Raw genomic sequence first — 20307 nt, 5'->3', positions numbered from 1 at the left:
TCCTGCCGCCATGTCAGCCGGCACCGCCCGATCCCCCGGTCGTCCCCCATTCCCTGGAATGGTGTGGATACCGGCGGGCGGCTTCCGGATGGGGTCAGACCACCACTACCCCGAGGAGGCTCCGGCCCATGACGTCGAGGTGGCTGGCTTCTGGATCGATCGCACTCCCGTAACTAACGCCCAGTTTCGGAACTTTGTGAAGTCCACCGGCTACCGCACGCTGGCGGAGCAGCCAGCAAATCCCGCTCACTATCCCGGCGCCAATCAGGAACGATTGGCGCCGGCATCTATTGTTTTTGTTCCGCCTCCGGGCCCGCTGGGGCCTGGAAGCCACTACCGCTGGTGGCAATATCTTGCCGGAGCAAACTGGCGTCATCCGGAGGGACCGGGCAGCTCGATTAAGCGCCGCGAGCAGCATCCGGTGGTCCATGTCGCCTGGGACGACGTTTTTGCCTACGCCAGCTGGTGCGGCAAACAGCTGCCTACGGAGCAGGAATGGGAGCGGGCTGCTTGGGGCGGCCTGTGCAATGCCGAGTTTGCCTGGGGTGAAGAGCTCTATCCCGGTGGAGTTCCCCTAGCTAATACCTTTCAGGGTGATTTCCCTCACCACAACAGTCGCTTAGATGGCTACGAGCGCACCTCCCCTGTAGGTGCTTTTCCTACCAACGGCTATGGGTTAGTCGACATGATCGGCAATGTGTGGGAGTGGACCGATAGCTGGTATGGCCAGCACCAGCAGAGCACGGGAGCCTGTTGCGCCGATGCCGCCCAAGCCAAAGCGCGTGAAGCAAGCATCGATAGCCACTCCCAGCACGGCGAGCAACCACGCAAAGTGGTTAAGGGTGGTTCTTATTTATGTGCACCTAGCTATTGCCGTCGTTACCGACCAGCAGCCCGCATGGCCCAGGGGCTTGATACCTCCACGGGCCATATGGGTTTTCGCTGTGTGGTGAGGCCCTCAGAGCTGGCGACGCTCTAAAGCTTCTGCCAGGCGGGTAGCGGCAGCAGCGAGTTGAGCCTGGGGATCGGGAGCGGAGATCGGTCGTTCGCCACGCTTCATGGCTTCAATGCCGCGCACGATCAGGAACACCACGAAGGCGATCACGATGAAATTGATCAGCGCCACTATCACAGCTCCTGCTGGCCAAGCGCTGATAGCCGATACATTGGCAGCTTTCAAGGCAGGAGCAAGCAGTGAGGTCATCACAAGACTGACGACCGCATCGACTACTTTGCCAAAAGCTCCACCGATAACCACGGCAACAGCGAGATCTACAACATTGCCTTTGTTGACGAAGTCCTTGAAGTCTGAGAGAAAAGTGCTGCGGCGTTTCATTGAATTAGAAGAAGAATTTCAGACCAATTTCAAAGCCATTTCGATAGCTGCTGTAGCCACTATCGGGAATGTCGCCAGTATTGTAGTTGATCCCCGCATACCGCCAGGAAATATTTAGATCTGTGTTGTTGCCCACTGCATAGCCAAGGCCAACTTGGGCGTTTCCGGAAAGATCTTCTGATCCACTTAGCCCAAAGCCACCGATGTCGGCGCGGGCAAACGCGCGTAAGCGGGGAGACATGAAAATCGTAGCCTGGGTTCCCAAAAGAGGTTGAACCCAGGTGCGTCCAAAGTTGCCTTGTTGTTGGAAACTGACTCGACCTCCACTGCCTTGAATCTGGGCTGCCACATCCAACTGGGCATCGATTATGCGTATGCCGGCATAGGGGATTAGGCTGAATTGCCCCGGCTTGCCCACCGCAGCTTCTCGATCCCCAAAGCGATAGCGCAGGGCAAGGTCGTAAATACCCTGAGTAGCTGTGACTTCAGCGCTCCCCGTGAAGATTCCACGCCGGCCGGTCGTTGATTCGTATTGCCCAAGTTTGACGTAATCCAGATCGACCAAAAGACCAAGGCGATCCTTTTCGATGCTGCCGCGTAGGGAAGTGGCCCACTTCAGTTTTGAAAGAACATCACCAAGATTTAGATCGGTGTCGGCACTGAAGTTTCTTGTCCCATTTGAGACAGTAGTTGTTCCAGTAGTGCTGATCGGCGCAAAGCCATATAGCTCGATGGTGCTCGCCCAAGGGGAGGCGGGTTGCGCTGGCTGGTTGCTGGAGGCAGCGGGATCAGACGGCTGTGCACGTAGTTCACTTGTTAGGCCACCGACCAGGGTGAGCCCTATCAAGATGGGTATGGCTTTGCTCCGGTGCATGGCTTGCATTTTTGCCATCAAAATAATTGGATCTGCCGCTGCTAGGACGACAGATCCATGGTTTGTTAGCCGCTTAAACCGATCCGTATGCCACTTGGCAGGCGGCATTTAGCAGTTCGGCTTCTTCGGCGTTGCTGGGCTCTTGACCGTTGATTGTGCCCTGGTTGCAGTTGGCAGTCAGTTGGTAGTTGCTGCCATTGGCCTGCATTACAAAACTAACTGAATTGCTGCCGGATGGTTGAACCGTTCCGTATAGCAACTGGTAGTTTGTGTTGGGTACCACAATGTAAGTGGCATTGCTGCTAACAGCATTGTCAACGGCGTTGTTGATAACTGCTGCAGTGGCGAGAGTTGCCACGCCCCAGGCCGCTGCCCGAGCACCCCACCAGCCCCAAGTTGGGACGGGCCAGCCGCCGTACCAGCCGTGGTTCCAGGGCCGCGCCACTCCCCATCCTGCCCTTGCCCAGCCGGGACGAACGTTGACATTATTGATATTGACGTTGCGGTTCCAGTTGCGATTTACATCCCGGTTTACGTTCCGGTTTACATTTCGGTTTACGTCGCGGTTTACATCGCGGTTGAGGTTGCGATTGCCATCGCGGTTGGCCATCCGGTCACCTCCCTGGCCAGCACCTGGTAGCTGACGTGTGCCTGCCGCCGGTCGGTTAACGGCCGCTGGTCGGTTCAAGGAAGGTCCCCCGGCCCCACCTGCGCCAGCACCAACTCTTGCGTTGTTGCTCCAGCCACCTGCTGGTTTGGTCGAACCGCGGTTAAGGCCCGCTCCGGCATTGCTGAAGCCGCTGTTGCCACCGGCGCGCATGCCACTGCCACCTCCACGGGAGCCACCACCGCCGCCGCCACGGGATCCACCACCACCTCCGCGGGCAAGCAGTTGGGCTGTGCCGCTATCCAGCATGGCGTTATTCAGCATGGACCGATCGAAGGCAAACGCTGTGCCGATCGGTAGGGCCAACACTCCCGCCAGCGCCAGTCCGAGGCCGCTCCACGGTGTGTTCAGAGCACGGGTCATTTGCCCACCCCCTTGCAGCCGTCGTCGTAGCAGGTGAGATCTATGCGGCCATCAGCGCCGAACTGGACCTTGATCAGGTCGCGGCCTGCCGTTGAGTCAGGGCGATCTTCCTTAACACTGTTGAGGTAATTGGGGTTGATCACGCACAGGTCACGCCCGTTAAAGCAGATCGTGTTCGTAGAGAAGCGGGCCGCTGCTGAGGCGAGGTTTTTCCAGGTTTTGGTGCTGTCAACCCAGACACTCATGCGCACTGGGCTATCGGTTATTCGAATCGTTTCGACCTTTTTGCCGATGCTGTGCCGGTAGAGGGTTGCATTGCCCTCGTTTACTGCTTCCACCACGCAGGCCTGCGGTTCACCGCCTTTGATGCTGCACTTGGTGTCGAGTTTGTAGAGGGTTTCTGATTGGGCCAGGGCTGGAGCTGCCGCCAGCAGGCTCGCGGCAGCGGCCAGTAGGCCGATGCGGCTGCACATGGGGTTGCGGTTCAACATGAAGGGAAAATCCCCAACGTCGGTGGGAAGCAGTTCCAGGATGCCTATGGCCGAGGATTTTGGCCGCAAGTTGTTGCCCATAGCTACAAATGCTGACTTTGCATGCGCTACGGGATGCCATCGGTGAATAAGTAGACAAAAAGCGCAATTGCAAGTGTGCTGGCCTGGAGCGCGCGCTCGGCTCACTTGCAATTGCTTGTTGTTATTGAGAATCGCTTGCAAAAGGCGGCGTTCTTGTTTAGGTTGCGAGTCATTCGCAATAAGCCTTGCCGCGGCTATGAGTTTTCGCTTTCTGCCAACCGATTCCCTCACCGCCGTGCGCATGCCGGTTGGGCAAACCGTGCTGCTAAACCCCGCCCTGCTCCCCTCTGGCAGCTGCATTGAGGTGCTGGACGGTGTGGCTCGCGTTTATTGCCCCTGCGAGGAAACCGAGGGGATGACCTTGGCTTTCCTGCAGGCGGGGGATCAGCTGTGCACCGAGCGCCTCTGCAGTGAGGGCGTCTGCGTTGAGGCGCTCACGCCTTTGAGTTTCCGCAGTGACGCCACGCTCCGACAGGGCGATGGCTTTGATGCCGTCAATGAATGGACCTTGCAGCTACTGCGCATCCGTCACTTAGGCAGCGCTGATCAGCGGCTACATGCATTGTTTGGTCTGCTGGTGCGCCGACTCGGTCGTCGCTGCGGTAGCTGGTGTGATCTGCCGTTTCGTCTCACCCATGAACGGATTGGTGAATTGATCGGTACCACCCGGGTTACCACCACGCGGCTGATTTCGCGGATTCGCCAGGCCCAACTGCTCGAGGCCCCCGTTGGCGAGGCCGGCATGCGCCTGGCACCGGAATTAGTTGAATCCGCCCCTTTGGCTGCGGCCTGAGTCCTGCGATGACCAGTCGTTTGGCCCACGTCACCGCGCAGCCATCGGCCAGCCTGGTGGCCAGCCTGTGCCATGAAATGGATCAGCTGCGCTGCCGCGGCGCGCTGGTGATGGCCGATCTAGGTCGTTGTCGGGAGGAGCGCTTGGTGCAGCGTTTGAAGCGGGAGCTCCAGCAGCTGCAGGGCCGTCGCCAAGAGCTGCAGGCCTGCGCTAGCCAGCTGCGCCGCAGCGTTGGACTTCGCGACAGTCTTGCTGTGGAGTTCCTTGAGGAACTGACCCGGCGCCCCTTGCCCTGCTGAGACTTACTCCCCCATTCTTTGGTGGTTTACGAAGCTAGCGATTCAGGAGCGTGCTTCCCTTCGCTTAGCTCCCCATCGATCACAAGCATGGCTGCGGGATTGCCCTGGGCGAAAAGGATCCGCCCCAGCAGGTGGGCGGCCTCGTTTTCGGAGTCGATCTGCCCCTGAACGATTGGATCGAGGAACACGGTGGTGCGCACATCGCCGGATCGCTCCGCTAAGGCATACAGCTGTTGGAGGGAGCTGGTTACCTCTGCCTCCATTTGGAAGATTGCGGAGAAAACCTCTTCGGCGCCTGACCAGTGCTGGCGGGGTGGTACCACCGCTTCCAGCAGCACGGTCTGGCCGCGGGCGACTAGATAGTCAGCAACAAGAGCGGCGTGGTGTTGCTCGTTGCTCGCCTCACCCTTTAGGTAGTGGCAGAAGCCCCGCAGCTCCCGCTCGCCAAACCAGATCGCCATGGCCCAGTACGCCGCACTGGCCTGGCGTTCCATCGTCAGGTGCTGCTGCAGGCCCTCCAGCAGGGCGCCATCCATTGGTTGGGCCATTGCCCGTCCGGCGGGCCCAGTGGCCACGGGGCTGCTGGTGGTAGTGCTGGTGGTGGACTGCACCATGGTGTTGTCGATTAGCTTTTGCACCGTAGCCACAGAGTTCCCAAAGGATTCAAAGGAAAGGTGTTGCAAATGGCACAACAGCAGGTAATTCTGCGTCCAATCAGCGCTGTTGGCCGTCCGTGGCAGGCATCAGCGTCCATAGGCTGATTCAAGAGTTAGACCTCACCGCAGAGGTTGTCGCCATGCCCAAGCCCATCGGCCCCAGCAACGACGCCCCTTCTCCCCTCGGCCAGCGCGGCCCCAGCGCTGACAAGAAAAAGGGCTGCAAGCAGAGCAAGTGCTCCCACTGGAAGGGCGGGAAATGCCGATGTGGCCGCGACTAGTCGTGCTGTTCCAGGGTTGGTACCAGCGCTAATGCCGCAATCAGCCCAAAAACCATAATTAATAGTGCCGGCGCCATGGCTGAGCCCACTCGCTCATCACTGGCGTATTGGAACACCCGCACCGCCAGGGTGTCGAAATCGAACGGGCGCAGCGCCAGGGTGATCGGTAGCTCCTTCACTACATCAACAAACACCAGAAGCGAACCCACCATCAGGGGGCCTCTGAGCAGGGGCAGGTGAATGCGGCGCAGCACCCCCAGCCAGTCGCAACCCAGGCTGGTGGCTGTTTCGTCGATGCTCGGAGGGATTCGCTCCAGAGCAGCATCGAGCCCTTGTTTGGACACGGCGATGAAGCGATCGCCATAGCCCCAGAGCAGCAGTAGCACCGGGCTGAACCCCAGGGGGCCGCCCAGGATGATCAGACCAAGCGCCAGCACGCTGCCGGGAATGGCATAGCCGAGCCCGGCCACGAAGCTCAGCTGTCGCACCAGGGGTTGGGGGCTCCAGCGTCTGGAGATGGCCAGCAGCAGGGCGGCCAGGCCGGTGACGCCGGTGGCCAGCAGGGCCAGGCCCAGGCTGCGGCTTGCTAGTTGGCCCAGTTCGGTGATGGATTCGGCCTCAAGACCTTGCCAGCCCTCCTGCACCCAGAGCACTGGAATCGCCAATGCGCCAAGTGGTGGTAGGGCACAGAGGAGTTGGGCGAGCGCCGAGCGCCAGCCCGTTAAGGGCCAGACGTGCCCGCCACCGCCGCTGCCATCAAGATTCCAGCGGCGGCTGCGTTGGCGGAGCAGGCGCTCGGTGGCGATCAGCACAGCCACGATCCCCAATGCAACCAGCGACAGGAGGGCGGCGCCCTGGGGATCCCCATCCACCTGCCAGCGATCAAGGATTCCGGCCGAGAGGCTGGGCACCCCCAGCAGGCGTACAGCGCCTAACTCATTCACCACCTCCATGGCGCTGAGGGCGACGCCAGCTCCGATCGATGGCAGGGCGATCGGCAGGGCTACCCGAAAGAAGCTGCTCCACGGTCCCACCCCAAGGCTGCGGCTGGCTTCCAGTAGGCGCCGGCCACTCACCGAGAAGCTTTCGGTGCTCAGCAGAAAGACATAGCTGTAATTGGCAAGGGTGAGCAGCACGATGGCCCAGCCCAGGCCGTGAATGCGCATCCCTCGCTGGCTGCCCCAGTCGACCAGGCTTGCGGCCAGCAGGTAGGCCGGAAACGCCATCGGCACCAGCTGGGCAATGCGCAGCCAACGGCGGCCCGGGAAGCGGCAAACCGCCGTGAGCCAGCCAATGGCCGTTCCCAGAATCGCGCCTAGGAGGCCTTCGCCGGCAACCAGTTGCAGGGTGCCCTGCACCTGACGGGCCCCATCGAATCCGAGCGCCAATGGCGCATTGCCGCCACTGATCAGTGCATCCTTCAGCAGGGTCAGTAGTGGCAGCAAGGCAAGACCGCACGCCACCATGACAACCACAAAGAGCCCGGTCCGGCTGTTGGAGGGGACCGGGCTTTGGGATGTTGCGCCTTGGGTCGTGGAGGGCGTCAACGCTTTGAGCGCTCGTTACTCCCAGCCAGCCTCGGTCATCAGTTGCACCGCCTCGCGGTTGCGCAGACCTAATTGCTCCATCGATACCGTAGATGCCTTGAACGTTCCGAAGGCCTTGAGGGTGGTGTTGTTGCCCCAGCCCTTCAGGGGGTACTCGTTGTTGGCGGCGGCATAGCCCTCTCCTGAGGTGGGAGAAGCGAGGAATTCCAGCAGGCGACGGGCTGCTTCCGGGTTGCGGGAGCTGCGGGTGACTCCGCCGGCGGTCACATTGACGTGGGTGGGGTTGGGCCACACCACGTGCACCTTCTTGGCGGTTGCGCGGTCGGCTGTGTTGTCGCCGCTGAGCAGGCGGGCCAGGTAGTACTGGTTGGCGATGGTGGCCCCGCACTGCCCCTGGCCCACGGCCCGCACCATGGTGGTGTCGGAGGTGAAGAAGGGTTCCTTCATGTTGGCAACAACGCCTCGGACCCATTTCTGGGTTGCCGCTGCACCGCGACGCACCAGTTCATCGGCCACGAGCGACTGGCTGTAGACGCTGGCCCGGTTGCGAAGACAGAGCTTGCCCTTGAACTCGGGCTTGGCGAGATCGGCATAGGTGCGGATCGACTTGGGGTTCACCGCGGCCGTGTTGACCATCACTGGGCGGGCGCGGCGGGTCAGGGCAAACCAGCGCCCACCGGGATCCCGCAGGTTGGCGGGCACGTCCTTTTTGAGTTCCGGTGAAGAGATTGACCGAAACAGATTGGCCTCCTGGGCTCGATAGAGCCGGGCTGCATCCACAAGCACCAGCAGGTCGGCCTTGCTCTTGCTGCCTTCGCTCTTCAGGCGTTGAATAAGTTCGTCATCCTTCCCTTCGAGCAAGTTCACCTTGATGCCAGTGCGTCTGGTGAACTCGCTGTAAAGCTGTTTGTCGGTGTTGTAATGGCGACCCGAGTAGACATTCACTTCCTGGGGCCGGTTCTGGGCCATGCTGGCCACACCGATAGCACTGGCCAGGGTGGTAGCGGCGAGAGCTGTGGTGGCCAGAGCTGTGGTGGGAATGGCGGTGAGTTTGAAACGCATAACAACCAATGTCAGATGGGTTGAATCGGGACTATCTCAATCATGTCGAGTGCCGTCGGATAGCCCCGTAATGAATGCAAGGGGCCGGCGTAGCAATTGATACGCCGGCTGCGTCGTGACGCGATCAGAAGCGGAACGTGGTCTGAATTACGCCACCCCAGGTGCTGTCGCCACCAGCAGCTTGATAGCTGGGGGCATAGAAAATGCCCGGCGTGATCGAGATCTTGTCAGTAACTTGGTACTTATAGAAGATCTCCCAGAGGAAGCTTTCAGATGATTGCTCTGAGGTCGCATTGCTTGCAAACGGGGCTTGGCCGAAGGCAAAACCAGCGCTGTTGCCCTTCTGGAAGACATCCTTCCACTGGAAGCCAACCATCCAGGACTGGATATCGCCAGCGCTAGAACCACTCACATCAGAGAAGCCATAGCCGGCGGATATGGAGGGCATCCAGCTGGCATCAGTGGGCTGCCAGAACGCTCCAATGGAAACGCTGTTAGAGGTTTGACCAGTTGTTAGAGAAACCAGGCTGGAAGCCAGGTTACCGTCGCGACCCACCTGGGAACCTTCAGTTCCGTAGCGATAGGCAAGAGCAGCCCCCCAGTTTTCGCCACGGGCGCCTAACTGGGTTGTAACGTTAATTCCAGAGTCTTCGCTAAAAGCGCCAATCGAGGAATCGCCAAAGCCTCGAGACGAGATGTAGCTGGCGTCGAAGGTCAGGAAGGGATTTCCTTTCTTAACATTTTGCTTCCACTGGAACCCGAAGCCGGCGCCTGTGGCCTTGTTATAGGTGCCAGTAGCGCCCGACAGACCGAAGAAATCAAGTAGGCCTGAATCGTAAACCTGTGGACGGAAGGACAGTAGTTCGGTGTTGCGAACCAGAGCACCTGCTGTCAGTTTGACCTCGTTGCCCACCGGGAAGGTGTAGAAAAGACGGTCAATTCTGACGTCAGAATCTGTTCCAGTGGCTTTGTCAAGATGGAAGATATTGCTGCTGGAGCCGAAAGGGGTAGTAAAATTTCCACTACGAAGACGGCCCCGCAATAAGTCCTTGCCTGTATAGCTGGTGTCGAAGCTCAGGCGATAATCGTAGTTGAATGTGGTTGCGTTCCGACGATTATTCTTGTCGGCTCCTGTCCCACCCACTGTTGCATTGTTGTTAGGTAGGCCGGCAATTATGAAGCTGGCTTCACCACGCAACTTGGTGGTGGTAGAAAACTGCTGGCTCTCCAGAGTCCCCACCTTCGCCTCGAGGCCATCCACGCGGCCCTTAAGCACGGCGAGTTCTTTGTTGAACTCATCCATCAGGCGTTGCAGTTCATCGGTCACCTCGGTGACGCGGTCGAGGCAGGCGTTGAGCAGGGCAGCCGCTTCAAAGCGGGTCATGGCCTGGCCACCCTTGTAGGTGCCATTGGGATAGCCGGCCACGCAGCCGTATTTCTCCACCAGGTTGCTCAAGGCCTGGTAGGCCCAGTCGGTGGGCCGGATGTCGGAGAACTGGTTGACGCTGGTTACCTGATTTTTGGATCGCCAGGCCTTGAGTTCGTCGATTTCTTGCTGCTCCATGTAGGCGCTGATGTCCTCACGGCTATGCAGCGACGCGAATTCACCCGCGGCTGCGGTTTCGGGGGCGATGACGGCAGGCAGCACCAAGCCAAGGGCGGCCGGTGCTAGCAGCATGCGCTGGAATGGATTCATGAACTCCTCACAACAGAAGTAAGTAAGTCGATTCCCAACGGAAGGAAATCAACTGAGCTACTTCTATTGGATGCCACAGCATCGATGGACTGGTATTGATTCAAATCTGGGTATCAAAAGTCACCTATCCTGGTGCGGAGGGTTATCTGTGGACAATATTGCCTTTGTAACGCCATCTGCTTTTGCATCATGGTTGCGAGCTGCTGCAAGGCAGGCGTTCTGCCATGGATGTGTTGTGGAGATCAAAGTCGCTCAATCGGTGCTGCTGTCAACTGACACAGCGGGCACCTGGCTGCAACTTTCGTTCATCAGTGGTTTTGGCCGTCTGTCTGATTCAGAACTCACACTGGCCTTTGTTGGCCCTGGTGATCTGCAATTGATTCGGATCCCTGCGGGTTGTGCAGCTTGCCTGGAGGCGTTGACGGATCTGTCGGTGGTCTGGGGTGATTCGCCAGAGGTTTGCGGGCTTGGCGACGATCTGATCGGGGACTGGATGCTGCGTTTGTTGCGGCTACGCAGCCACTTCCAGGCTGATCGGCGTCTACAAAGTTTGTTTCAGGCGCTGATCTGGCAACACGGTTGCAGGATTGGCCAGGGATATTGGCTGCCGTTTCCTTTATCTCATGAGCGATTGGCCGAGCTGATCGGTTCAACGCGCCCGACGGCAACGAGAGCTTTGCAGCAACTGCGGCAATCTGGGCAGCTCTGGGATCACCCTGATCAGCCTGGCTGGTTGTTCCGACCGGAGTTTCTGACGCTGGCTTAGCGGCTGCGCTGGACGCGCACGGGCACCAGCACGGGTTGCATCAGGCCGCCACCACCGTTGTCATCATCGGAATCAGTGGCGAGCCAAAAAGCCAAGCCAAACAAGGCGACAACGCCGGAGAAAAGGATCAGCTCGGTCATGGCGTTTGATTTCGCTTTGCTAAGCGTAGCTAGCTCAGCGAGGTGTTTGTGTAACAAAAGCGTCCGCCTCGGACGGTTCTCACGCCAACGGCGCAAGCGCTAGCAGCGCTCCGCCGATGCTGAGGGCACCTGCCAGGCGCCGTCTCCAGCTGGGGGCCAGCTGGCGGATCACGGCGAAACTTGCACCCACCACCGCCGCTGAGCTGAGGCTCGCCCCCAGCCACCAGCCCAGCAGATCTGCGCTGCTGCCTGTGGCCTCCTGGCCATGCAGCATGGCGTGAATAGCCACTCCACTTGCCAGCACTACGGCCAGCAGCTGGCCCTGGCGAGCAGCCAGCGCTAGGCCAAGACCAGACACCATCAAGGCTGCTAACACCTCGGCGCCTGGCAGGTTGCCCCCTAAGGCCCCATACAAGCCGCCAGCAATCGCAGCGGCTAGGGCCACCAGCAATAGCGATGGGCCGGCCAAGGCTGCAGCGCCGCCAACGCCAAGTAGCAACAGCAGGTGGTCTAGCCCAAGCAGCGGGTGGCTTGCTCCTGCGGCCAAGCCCGCGCTTGCCAGGCCATGGGCACCCGCTGGCAGGGTCGACAACAGGCTGAGGGCCAGGCCAGCGGCGGCGGCCGGGGCCAGTTTGCGCAGGGTGGTGGACATCATGAAATTGGCTGGATCCTCTGAGTCAGTATTCCGCTCAAGCGAAGCCCTTGCCGGGATCTTTGGCAACGCACACCTGCAGTTGCCGGCGCAACTGGGCGTGGTCGAGATTTTTACCGATCATCACGATCTTATTCTTGTGTCCTGAGCCCTCTGGCCAGTCGGAATCGTCGATCGAGAAGCGCTTGCCAGCCAGGTGGAATACATGGCGGCGCTCACTTTCGTTGAACCAGAGGATCCCCTTGGCGCGAAACACCTCGGCTGGCAGCTGGTTGTCGAGAAAGTTCTGAAATTTGCGCAGGGCAAAAGGCCCCTCTGACGCAAACGACAACGAGGTGAATCCCTCGATGGCGGCGTGGTCGGGGTCATCGGCGTGATCGTGCTTGTGATGGTCGTGATCGTGGTGCTCATGATCATGCTCGTGCTCGCAGTGGCCGTGATCGTGGTCGCAGGAGCTGTGGTCTGGCTCGGCGCTGAGCTGCTGCTGGGCAACGATTTTGTCGCTTTCGAACAGCCCCACGCTGAGTAGTAGGGGCAGGGGCACTTCGCCCTTCACCGAGCGCAGGATGCGGGCATCGGTCTTGATCTCGCGCAACTGGGCCTCCAGGGCCGCCAGCCGCTCTTCAGCTACCAGGTCGCATTTGTTTAGCAACAGCATGTCGCTGTAAACGATCTGGGCTCGGGCCACCTCGCCCTCCAGCAGCTCGTCGCTGAAGTTTTCGGCGTCTACCAAGGTGATGATCGAATCGAGCCTGGTGGCATCTCGCAGGTCGCTGCCGAGGAAGGTCATGGCCACCGGCAGGGGATCGGCCAGGCCGGTGGTCTCCACCACCAGATAGTCCACCGGATCGGGGCGCTCCAGGATGCGGTACACCGCCTCGAGCAGTTCGCCGTTGATTGAGCAGCAGATGCAGCCGTTGCTCAGCTCCACCATGTCTTCGCCGGTGGCAACAATCAGGTCGTTGTCGATGCCGATTTCACCGAATTCATTGACCAGCACGGCGGTTTTGACCCCCTGCTGATTGCTGAGAATGTGGTTGAGCAGGGTGGTCTTACCCGCCCCCAGAAAGCCGGTGAGGATTGTCACGGGCAGGCCCGTGGGGGTGGCACTGGCGGTCATGGAATGGGGCATGGCTTGGCTGTGATGACCCTAGGAACCCTTTGCTGCATTCCATTGGAGCTGGGGTTAGCTCGACTCAAAACTGGAAGCTGGTTTTGATCAGGGCGCCGAATTGGTTGGACCCACCCCCATTACCCCCAGGATTGTTGAGCACGAAGATCGCCGGAGTCACGGAGATGGCGTCGGTGACCTGCCACTGGTACCACCACTCCCAAGCCCACACGCCGGATTCGCTGGCAGCCCCATTGCGGGTGGCACTTGCAAAGGCGGGTTGGCCCACTCCCATGCCAAAGCTGTTGCCCTCAGCCAGCACATCGCTCCATTGCAGGCCCACCATCCACGACTGGCTGGTGCGCAGGTCTGAGCCGGAGCTGCCGTTGACGCCGTAACCAGCGCTGATCGAGGGCAGCCAGCCACTCTCGGCCGGCTGCCAGAAGCCGCTGATGCCAAAGGCATTGGTGTTGACGCCGTTCGCCTCGATCTCGGTGGTGATGAAGGGGGTGGCACCCGGCACACCCACACCGGCCTCGACATAGGAATAGAGCGCGGCGATGCCCCAGTTCTCCTGGCCGTAGCCCAACTGCACCGTGCTGGTGCCGGCTGAGCTGCTGCTGAACAGACCCTGGGAGGAATCGGCACCATTACCTGCCACGTAGTTAGCGCTCACGCTCCAGCCGTTCTGTTGCCACCAGAGGCCCAGGCCTGGGCCGAGGTTTTTGTTGTAGGCCAGCGGTGCACCGTTGAGGGTGAGCGCGTTGAGGATGGTGTCGCCTGGATAGGCGCTGGGCCAGAGGGCGAGCATGTCTTCTTGGCCCACCCGGCCGCCGAGGGTGGCGGTGAACTGACCACCGATCGGAGACTGCCCAAGCGGGAACTGGTAGAAGAGCTTGTCGATGCCCACCACGTCGGGGCCGCCCTCCTCCTGGAAGGCGATCTCCAGGGTGGAGAGGCCGCCGCCGAAGGCATTGCGATCGCCATCGAAGTTGCCAGCCCGCAGCACCGTGCGCAGCAGATCCTTGCCGCTGAAGCTGGTGTCGAGGTTGAGCTGCAGGTCGTAGTTGAACGTGACCTGCTCACCGGCGGGGTTGTTGCTCACCCCACCCACCACAAAGGTGGCCAGGCCGGAGAGCTTGGTGGTGGTGGAGAACTGACTGGCTTCCAGTTCCCCAGCCTTGGCCTCGAGGCCATCGACGCGGCCCTTGAGGATGGCGAGTTCCTTCTCGAACTCCGCCATCAGGCGCTTGAGCTCGTCGGTGACTTCAGTGACGCGATCGAGACAGGCGTTAAGCAGGGCGGCGGCCTCAAAGCGGGTCATGGCCTGCCCACCTCTGAAGGTGCCGTTGGGGTAGCCGGCCACGCAGCCGTAACGCTCGACCAAGTTGCTGAGGGCCTGGTACGCCCAGTCGCTCGGGCGCAGATCGGTGAATTGGCTGATGCTGGTGACTTGCTCCTGGCTGCGCGCGTAATGGTTGACGCGCTCAAGGTTGAGCTCGGCTGCTGCAGCCGCGTTAGGCGTCAGCAGGCCCAGGACTGCCGGTGCAGCCATTAGTTGTCGGATCGATGCCATTCCGTTGATTACCCAGGCTTGAGGAGGCCGCCACGAGGGACGCTCCAGGAATGATAACGGTTCTCATTCATGTTTTGATCAAGTCGCGATCCGGTCGCGATCCACGCTTCCGCCCTTGTTGTCCCCTTGTTTCAGTGAATCGCCTGCCAGCTTTGGATCAGGGCCTGTTGGCTGGCCCGGTCACAGCGGCCCTGAAGGCCGTTCACGATCAGGCATGTGTTGGCGCTGAGGGTGGCCACCAGGCTGCTGGCGGAGCCATCGCCCGCTGGAGCCAGGCCGTCGGCCACCAAGGGCTCGGCTGAAAGGGGAACGCCGCTGAGGGAGCTGATGCGCTGCAGGGCCTTGCTGGGCGGCAGTTGTTCGCTGAACAGCATCGGAACCTGCTCCTGCTTGAGCTGCTGCACCACGGACTGGAAGGCCTGGGGCCGCAGGTTGTCGCTGCTGCTCATGGAGTCGACAAGGGGCAGCTCCTGGAGCCCGTAGGCCCGCGCCAGGCTGGCGAAGGCGCGGTGCCCGCTGGCCAGGGGCCGGGCCACGGGGATGGTGGAAAACTGTTGGCGGTTCCAGCGGTCGAGCTGGCCGAGCACGGTCGTCATCGCCCTGGCCCGGGCGGTGATGCGGGGGCTGGCAGCGGGTTTGAGCTGCTCGAGCTGCTTGGCCACCAGCTGCACCATGGCGCTGGCCTGGCCGGGGTCGTGCCAAACGTGGGGATCCCGATCGCCGTGATCGTGGAGATCGGCGTGGGCGTGGCCAGCGGCGTGCCCTTCCTCCTGGTGGTCGCCTTGGCTGTCCTGCAGCACTTTGAGTTCGGGGCTCCCCGGGACGGCCCGCTCGGCCACCGCCACCGCCTTGCTCTGCTCAGCCAAGGAGGGGGTGAGGCCATACCCATTGATTAGCACCAGCTGGGCCTGGCTGAGGTCGCGGCTCTGCTGCGGTGTCAGCCGGAACTGGTGCGGGTCATCTCCCGGTTGCAAGAGGCAGCGCACCCGCAGGTCGTCTGCGGCTAGGCGCTGGGTGATGTCACAGAGCACGCCATCGCCGGCGATCACTTCGGCGGGTGGGGTGGATCCGCAGACGGCCAGGGCCAGAGCCCCGGCCAGAGGCAGCGCCAGAGCAACGGTGAGGCGGAGTGGCGTGTGCGATCGGTGCGTCACAGAGACAGACCAGCCAGGCCCAAACTTTGTTGAATGATAATGGTTCTCAAGTTGTACCGGCTGCCCGCGGCTGGTGCTGGGGTGGCTGCTGATGGTGCATGGGTGGCTGTTGAAGGTGCGGGGACGGTGGGCCACGCAGAATCGACGGGTTTGCGTTCCCCCCGCCATGACCAGGCCCCACGCCTTGCTGATGGCCGGAGTGCTGCTCGTCTTCTATCTGGATGGCTTTGTGCTGGGGGCGCCCGTGGCTCTGCTGCTGGTGTGGGCTCTGCTGGGCGTGTTGGTGCTGGTTGGTTTTCTGCGGCATGCCGGCCATGGCCCTGCCGGCAGGGTTCAGTGGCCAGCAGTGGCCCTGGCGGCCCTGGCCGCCCTCGGGGTGCTGGCCCTGACGCGCGGCGCCTCTGCCTCGGTGGTGCTGGCCACCGCCCTGGTTGGGGCGGCCGGTGGAGCGCTGGAGGCGGCAGGCCGATCCAGGCACCGCTGGCAAGGGGTGGCAGCCCCGGTGTATTGCGGAGCCTTTGCCGGCATGACCTCCCAGCTGGTGCTGGGCCATCCGGCCTGGGTTGTTCTGGCAGGGGGCCTAGCTGGGCTGGTGTTGTCGGTTCTGAGCGACAGCTGGAGCGGCATCGGCGGCAAGCTTGGCACCACCGCATTCCTGGGGGTGGTTGGCGTCATGGGCCTGGCCGTGGCTGCTGGCGCGATGGGCTCGGGCGCCAGCCTGCATCCCTTCACTGCCGTCGAGCGCAGCTTGGTGCTGATCCTGTCACTGCTGTCCCCGCTGGTGACCCACGCCCTCAGCTACCGCTTGGGCCTGGGTGTGGTGCTCGGCTCGGCCCTGCCCTCGATGCTGCTGGCCATCCTGCTGGGGGCTCTGCCAGCTGCCCTCCAGCTGGAGCCGGTGCCCCTGAGTGATGCCTGGCTGGGCGCCAGTTTCGTCGGCATGACAGCTCCAGAGCAGCTCGCCCCGCGCCCGGTGCCCCTGCTGCTGGCGATGGGTCTGCTGTTCGCCCTGCTGAGCTTCAGCTTCGCTCCGCGATTGGCGGGGATCGGCGGAGACCTCGGGGTCACGGCGGCGGTGTCGGTATTTGCTGTGCTGGGAGCGCGGGTGCTGGTGCTCGACCGTCGTTAGGTTTGCGGTTGCCCTGATGGTGTTGCGTGTCGCTTGAGGTGAGTGAGCTGCGGGTGCGCCGCGGCGGCGAGCTGGCTCTCGACGGTGTGGCTTTTGAGCTCGAGCCCGGCACGCTCACCGCCCTGGTGGGCCCCAACGGCGCTGGCAAAAGCACCCTCCTGCAGGCCATTGAGGGTCAGCTGCCAATCGAGAGCGGTTCGATCCGGCTCGATGGGGTGCCCCTCACCTTGGCCCTGGCGCGGCAGCAGTTGGCCCTGATGCCCCAGCGGGGGGAGATCGCCTGGCACTTTCCGATCACTGTGCGGGAGTTGGTGGCCCTGGGGCGGATGGCCGCCAAGCGTCCTGGCTGCTGCGATGTGGAAGCCGCCCTGCAGCGGGTGGGCCTGGCTGGGTTGGCGGGCCGGCGCCTGGATCAGTTGTCCGGTGGCCAGCAGCAGCGAGCCCTGCTGGCCCGCACCCTGGTGCAGCCAGCCAGGCTGCTGCTGCTGGATGAGCCCTGCGCTGCCATCGACCCCCCTTCACGCACCCAGCTGCTCAAGGTGATGGGCCAGCTGCGCGATGCCGGTCTCACCCTGCTGGTGAGCAGCCACGACTGGGGCCGCGACCTCGACGCCTACGACCGGGTGCTGGTGCTCGATCGCTCCCTGCTCGCCGACGGCAGCCCCCAGCAAGTGCGCCAGGCCCTCGGCGACCTGCGGGTAGGCAACCACTGCTGCGGTTGATGGCCTGCTGCTGCTAGCTGGCCTGGCGCTGTTGACAGCTTCCGCAGAGCCCGAAAAATTCCAGGGTGTGAAATAGCAGCTGGAAGCCTGCGCTCTGGCCGCCGTCTAGGTGCACGTCGTGCATGGGGCAGTTATTAAGAACCACCGTGGCGCCGCAGTCGACACAGGTGAGGTGGTGTTCGTCGCGCTCTGTGGGGGCGAACAGAGCCTCGCCGCTGGGCAGGTGGCGGCAGCGGATCCAGCCCCGCTGCTGCAGCTGGCGCAGGTGGCGGTAAACCGTAGCCAGCCCCATGGGCTGGGAGCCTTGGCGCAGCAGGGCGTGCAGGTCCTGGCCGGAGAGTTCCCGGTCGGCTTGGCGCAACGCCGTAAGCAGTAGCTGCTGGCGGTCGCTTGACGCGGCAACCTGGGTGGGCATGGCCAGAGTGGCTGGGGCGTAGTTCGCTGATCCTATGGAGACTCTTTGGTGGCTGCTGCCCCTGGTGCTGGCGCTGGTGATCGGCGGCCTCTGCCCATTGGCCGGCACCTTGCTGCTGGTGCAGCGGCGCCTGTTCCTGGCCAATCTCGTGTCGCACGCGGTGTTGCCGGGTTTGGCCCTGGCGCTGGCCCTGCGGCTTGATCCGGGCCTCGGTGGGGTGATCAGCGGCCTAGCCGGTGCCCTGTTGGCGGAGCGGCTCAGCCGTGGTGATCGTTCTGGGGAAGGGGGCGATGAGGCGGTGCTCAACACCGTGCTGGCTGGCTTTCTCGGTTTAGGGGTGCTGTTGATTCCCCTGCTGCACATCCGGGTCGATCTGGAGGCGGTGCTGTTTGGCGATCTGCTGGCCGCCGCTCCTGCCGACCTGCTGCGCAGCCTGCTGGCCCTGGTGGCAGTGCTGCTGCTGCTCGCCTGGCGCTATCACCACTACGTGTATCTGGGGGTGGATCCCCTCGGCGCCGCCAGTGCTGGTTTGCCGGTGCAGCGGCTGCGGCTACTGCTCACCCTGGTGACGGCCTTCACGGTGGTGAGCGCCATGACCGCCGTGGGGGTGGTGCTGGTGATTGCCTTGATGGGTGCTCCGGCCCTAGTGGCTTTGGCTGGAGCCGCCAGCCTGCGCCGAGCCCTCTGGCGCTCAGCCCTGGTGGGTATGGGGATCAGCGGTGGCGGCTTTCTGTTGGCGATCCAGCCAGCTGTGAACCTGCCGCCCGGTCCCTTGATCGGGGTGCTGTGCATGGGCCTGCTGCCCCTGGCCTCACTGCAGCACCGGCGCCTATCAGCCAGCGGGTAGCCACAGGGCCAGGCGCACCGGCTTGGCCAGGGGTTGCAGGCTGAGGCTGCTGCCATCCACCAGCACCGGCTTGGCGTGGCTGCCTGAGCGCAGGGTGAGCAGCAGCTGCTGGCGGGTGGGATCAAACAACATCGGCGCTGCCGGCTCCACCTCCCAGCCCTTCAAGGAGCGTTGCTTGAGCAGTTGGCCGCGGCGATCGAGGGCCAGCATCAGGGGCTGGGATCCCTGCGCCCAGTTGCTCACTACCAGCCAGACCCGATCCCCACCCCGGTCGCAGGCGCTGGCCAGGACGGCTTCGCTGCCGATCCAAAGCTGCCGCGGCGGTTGACCCGGCTCCACCAGCTCTAGGGAGCGCCGGTAGTCGGGCCAGTGCCGCACAAGTAGGGCGCGGCCGCTCACGGGGCAGAAACTGCTGAGCTCCCTACTGCCGGGCAGCAGCTGGCGCCGGCGGGGCTGGCCCGGCAGGTTGTGCAGGGTGAGGCCTTCCAGTTCAGGCACCACCACCCCGCCTCCCTCGGGGATCAGCTGCATGGGGCCAGAAGCAGAGTGGGGCAGGGGCCATTGGCGCCCCTGGGCGGTACGCACGCTGGTGCTCCCCGGATCCAGGGCGGTGGTGGACGATTGCACCAGCAGGTCGCCGCGTCGGTTGCTACTCAGGTGGGCAAACAGCAGGGCTGCGTCGTCTAGGGGTTGAAGCCCACCCGCCACCGGTTCCGAGAGGCGCCGCGGTTCGCGCACCAGGTTGTGTTGCTGCAGCGGCAGCAGCCAGAGACGGTGGCTGCCCATGCCATCACCACTGAGCACGGCCACACCGGCACCGTTGCCGAGGGGCTGCACTTGGGCCAGCTGCGGCCACACCGGGGTTAGCGCCTGCCAGCTGCCATCGCGCCGTTGCAGCTGCAGCTGTTCGCCGCCGGCCACGGGCACCACCGCCAGCAAGCGCGGCCGGGGGTCCCAGAGCCACTGCTGGCGGCCCAGGGGCAGGTTGCGGCGGTCGACCCCTGCCAGCAGCAACCGCAATGGTCCGGGGATGGTTTGGCCTGGAAGCAGCAGCAGGCGCAGGGGGTTGCTTTCCCCCAGCCACATCCAGGCCAGCTGGGGCTGCAGGCTGCTGGAGCCCACCAGGCTGGATCTGCTCATCGGTCGGCTGAAGCGCAGGTCTAGGGCTGCTGGACCGGAGCTGGCGCTGCTTGACTCCAGCTCCAGCAGCCGTGGTGGGCGTCGTAGCAGTAGTTGTTGCTGCAGCAAGGCCAGGGCGACTCCTGCCGCCAGCACCAACGTGATCCGTTGCCCCGTTGCCGTCATGGTTCCAGGGGGCGCTTGGGCCGGGCAATCGGAGTGATTCGCTGCGCTACCACCACGCTGCGGCTCTGGCCGTTGCCTTCTTCAATAGCCATGGTGCCTTCCACCGCCAGCCATTGATCCGCCCGGGGCGGCGGGCCGGCAGGCCAGCGCACAGGCAGGCCCACCGGGGTGGCATCGGCGAGACAACAGCGCACCAGCAGCCTGGCCAGCTGGGGGGGCTCACCCGGCTGGGGCAAGACAAAGCCGCTGATCCGCACGGGATCACCCGCGTAGAGGCTGGGGTCGGGTTGGCTGCGCAGCAAGCGCACCCAATCGGTGAGGCTGCGCTGGGCTGGCGGCAGCAC

23 protein-coding genes are annotated in these 20307 nt (G+C 62.7%); 7 read left to right on the top strand and 16 right to left on the bottom strand.

Annotated features, from left to right (window positions below; genetic code table 11):
* The first annotated feature begins 10 nt into the window (after positions 1 to 10).
* Positions 11 to 979, top strand: coding sequence for a formylglycine-generating enzyme family protein (locus tag KBY72_RS04005; RefSeq protein WP_254942524.1), 969 nt, complete (start codon positions 11 to 13; stop codon positions 977 to 979).
* Here the strand turns inward: KBY72_RS04005 and mscL are convergent.
* From mscL to KBY72_RS03985, 4 genes are all read right to left on the bottom strand, one after another.
* Positions 959 to 1336 (bottom strand): large conductance mechanosensitive channel protein MscL, encoded by a 378-nt coding sequence (gene mscL / locus KBY72_RS04000; protein ID WP_254959644.1) that lies wholly within the window; start codon positions 1334 to 1336, stop codon positions 959 to 961. The two genes, KBY72_RS04005 and mscL, sit on opposite strands and share 21 nt — an antisense overlap.
* A 4-nt stretch (positions 1337 to 1340) precedes the next feature.
* Positions 1341 to 2219, bottom strand: coding sequence for a hypothetical protein (locus KBY72_RS03995; RefSeq protein WP_254993117.1), 879 nt, complete (start codon positions 2217 to 2219; stop codon positions 1341 to 1343).
* Between the two features lie 64 nt (positions 2220 to 2283).
* Positions 2284 to 3240: a hypothetical protein gene (locus KBY72_RS03990; protein WP_254959642.1), complete on the bottom strand. Its 957-nt coding sequence runs from the start codon at positions 3238 to 3240 to the stop codon at positions 2284 to 2286.
* Positions 3237 to 3800, bottom strand: a complete 564-nt coding sequence (locus KBY72_RS03985) for a hypothetical protein (RefSeq protein WP_254993116.1) — start codon at positions 3798 to 3800, stop codon at positions 3237 to 3239. Before KBY72_RS03985 ends, KBY72_RS03990 begins: the two co-directional genes overlap by 4 nt.
* Before the next feature lie 208 nt (positions 3801 to 4008).
* Here KBY72_RS03985 and KBY72_RS03980 point away from each other — a divergent pair, with 208 nt between their 5' ends.
* Positions 4009 to 4605: a Crp/Fnr family transcriptional regulator gene (locus KBY72_RS03980; protein WP_254959640.1), complete on the top strand. Its 597-nt coding sequence runs from the start codon at positions 4009 to 4011 to the stop codon at positions 4603 to 4605.
* A gap of 8 nt (positions 4606 to 4613) precedes the next feature.
* Entirely contained in the window at positions 4614 to 4904 is a 291-nt protein-coding gene (locus KBY72_RS03975; RefSeq protein ID WP_254993115.1) for a hypothetical protein, read from the top strand.
* 26 nt (positions 4905 to 4930) lie between these two features.
* Here KBY72_RS03975 and KBY72_RS03970 read toward each other — a convergent pair whose 3' ends face one another.
* The 4 genes from KBY72_RS03970 to KBY72_RS03955 form a co-directional block, all read right to left on the bottom strand.
* Positions 4931 to 5518, bottom strand: coding sequence for a ferritin (locus KBY72_RS03970; RefSeq protein WP_254959638.1), 588 nt, complete (start codon positions 5516 to 5518; stop codon positions 4931 to 4933).
* Positions 5519 to 5837: 319 nt separating this feature from the next.
* Positions 5838 to 7307 carry an ABC transporter permease gene (locus tag KBY72_RS03965; RefSeq protein ID WP_254959637.1) on the bottom strand — a complete coding sequence of 490 codons (1470 nt, stop codon included), beginning with the start codon at positions 7305 to 7307 and terminating at the stop codon, positions 5838 to 5840.
* A gap of 96 nt (positions 7308 to 7403) precedes the next feature.
* Complete coding sequence (locus KBY72_RS03960; protein ID WP_254993114.1) at positions 7404 to 8450, bottom strand: extracellular solute-binding protein; 1047 nt, start codon at positions 8448 to 8450, stop codon at positions 7404 to 7406.
* 124 nt (positions 8451 to 8574) lie between these two features.
* The gene (locus KBY72_RS03955) at positions 8575 to 10146 is read right to left on the bottom strand and encodes an iron uptake porin (RefSeq protein ID WP_254993113.1); all 1572 of its coding nucleotides are present in this window, start codon (positions 10144 to 10146) and stop codon (positions 8575 to 8577) included.
* Between the two features lie 148 nt (positions 10147 to 10294).
* On the opposite strand from KBY72_RS03955, the gene KBY72_RS14395 reads away from it, so the two are divergent.
* Positions 10295 to 10912, top strand: coding sequence for a Crp/Fnr family transcriptional regulator (locus KBY72_RS14395; RefSeq protein WP_254959634.1), 618 nt, complete (start codon positions 10295 to 10297; stop codon positions 10910 to 10912).
* Here the strand turns inward: KBY72_RS14395 and KBY72_RS03945 are convergent.
* The 5 genes from KBY72_RS03945 to KBY72_RS03925 all read right to left on the bottom strand — a co-directional run bounded on the left by KBY72_RS03945 (position 10909) and on the right by KBY72_RS03925 (position 15545).
* Positions 10909 to 11052: a hypothetical protein gene (locus tag KBY72_RS03945; RefSeq protein ID WP_254959633.1), complete on the bottom strand. Its 144-nt coding sequence runs from the start codon at positions 11050 to 11052 to the stop codon at positions 10909 to 10911. The genes KBY72_RS14395 and KBY72_RS03945 overlap by 4 nt on opposite strands.
* A 79-nt stretch (positions 11053 to 11131) precedes the next feature.
* Positions 11132 to 11704 carry a HupE/UreJ family protein gene (locus KBY72_RS03940; protein WP_254959632.1) on the bottom strand — a complete coding sequence of 191 codons (573 nt, stop codon included), beginning with the start codon at positions 11702 to 11704 and terminating at the stop codon, positions 11132 to 11134.
* Positions 11705 to 11741: 37 nt separating this feature from the next.
* On the bottom strand, positions 11742 to 12824 hold the full coding sequence (locus tag KBY72_RS03935; protein WP_254993112.1) for a CobW family GTP-binding protein: 1083 nt from the start codon (positions 12822 to 12824) through the stop codon (positions 11742 to 11744).
* Positions 12825 to 12900: 76 nt separating this feature from the next.
* Positions 12901 to 14370 (bottom strand): iron uptake porin, encoded by a 1470-nt coding sequence (locus KBY72_RS03930; RefSeq protein WP_254993111.1) that lies wholly within the window; start codon positions 14368 to 14370, stop codon positions 12901 to 12903.
* 152 nt (positions 14371 to 14522) lie between these two features.
* Positions 14523 to 15545, bottom strand: coding sequence for a metal ABC transporter substrate-binding protein (locus tag KBY72_RS03925; RefSeq protein ID WP_254993110.1), 1023 nt, complete (start codon positions 15543 to 15545; stop codon positions 14523 to 14525).
* 166 nt (positions 15546 to 15711) lie between these two features.
* Here KBY72_RS03925 and KBY72_RS03920 point away from each other — a divergent pair, with 166 nt between their 5' ends.
* Positions 15712 to 16674, top strand: coding sequence for a hypothetical protein (locus tag KBY72_RS03920; RefSeq protein WP_254929998.1), 963 nt, complete (start codon positions 15712 to 15714; stop codon positions 16672 to 16674).
* Between the two features lie 26 nt (positions 16675 to 16700).
* Positions 16701 to 17396, top strand: a complete 696-nt coding sequence (locus KBY72_RS03915) for a metal ABC transporter ATP-binding protein (RefSeq protein WP_254929999.1) — start codon at positions 16701 to 16703, stop codon at positions 17394 to 17396.
* Between the two features lie 13 nt (positions 17397 to 17409).
* Here KBY72_RS03915 and KBY72_RS03910 read toward each other — a convergent pair whose 3' ends face one another.
* The gene (locus KBY72_RS03910; protein WP_254930000.1) at positions 17410 to 17811 is read right to left on the bottom strand and encodes a transcriptional repressor; all 402 of its coding nucleotides are present in this window, start codon (positions 17809 to 17811) and stop codon (positions 17410 to 17412) included.
* Positions 17812 to 17845: 34 nt separating this feature from the next.
* On the opposite strand from KBY72_RS03910, the gene KBY72_RS03905 reads away from it, so the two are divergent.
* Positions 17846 to 18658 carry a metal ABC transporter permease gene (locus tag KBY72_RS03905; RefSeq protein WP_254930001.1) on the top strand — a complete coding sequence of 271 codons (813 nt, stop codon included), beginning with the start codon at positions 17846 to 17848 and terminating at the stop codon, positions 18656 to 18658.
* On the opposite strand, the gene KBY72_RS03900 is transcribed toward KBY72_RS03905, so the two are convergent.
* Together KBY72_RS03900 and KBY72_RS03895 are read right to left on the bottom strand one after the other, a co-directional pair.
* Complete coding sequence (locus tag KBY72_RS03900) at positions 18644 to 19963, bottom strand: hypothetical protein (RefSeq protein ID WP_254959628.1); 1320 nt, start codon at positions 19961 to 19963, stop codon at positions 18644 to 18646. The genes KBY72_RS03905 and KBY72_RS03900 overlap by 15 nt on opposite strands.
* On the bottom strand, positions 19960 to 20307 hold a 348-nt coding region (locus KBY72_RS03895), incomplete at its 5' end, for a TIGR03943 family putative permease subunit (protein WP_254993109.1). The genes KBY72_RS03900 and KBY72_RS03895, both read right to left, overlap by 4 nt.

It is taken from the genome of Cyanobium sp. BA5m-21 (genome assembly GCF_024346235.1).
In the GTDB taxonomy this organism is placed as follows: Bacteria; Cyanobacteriota; Cyanobacteriia; order PCC-6307; family Cyanobiaceae; genus Cyanobium_A; species Cyanobium_A usitatum.
The sequence above is the reverse complement of the archived record's forward strand: the minus strand, read 5'-3'. Positions and strand labels throughout refer to the sequence as shown.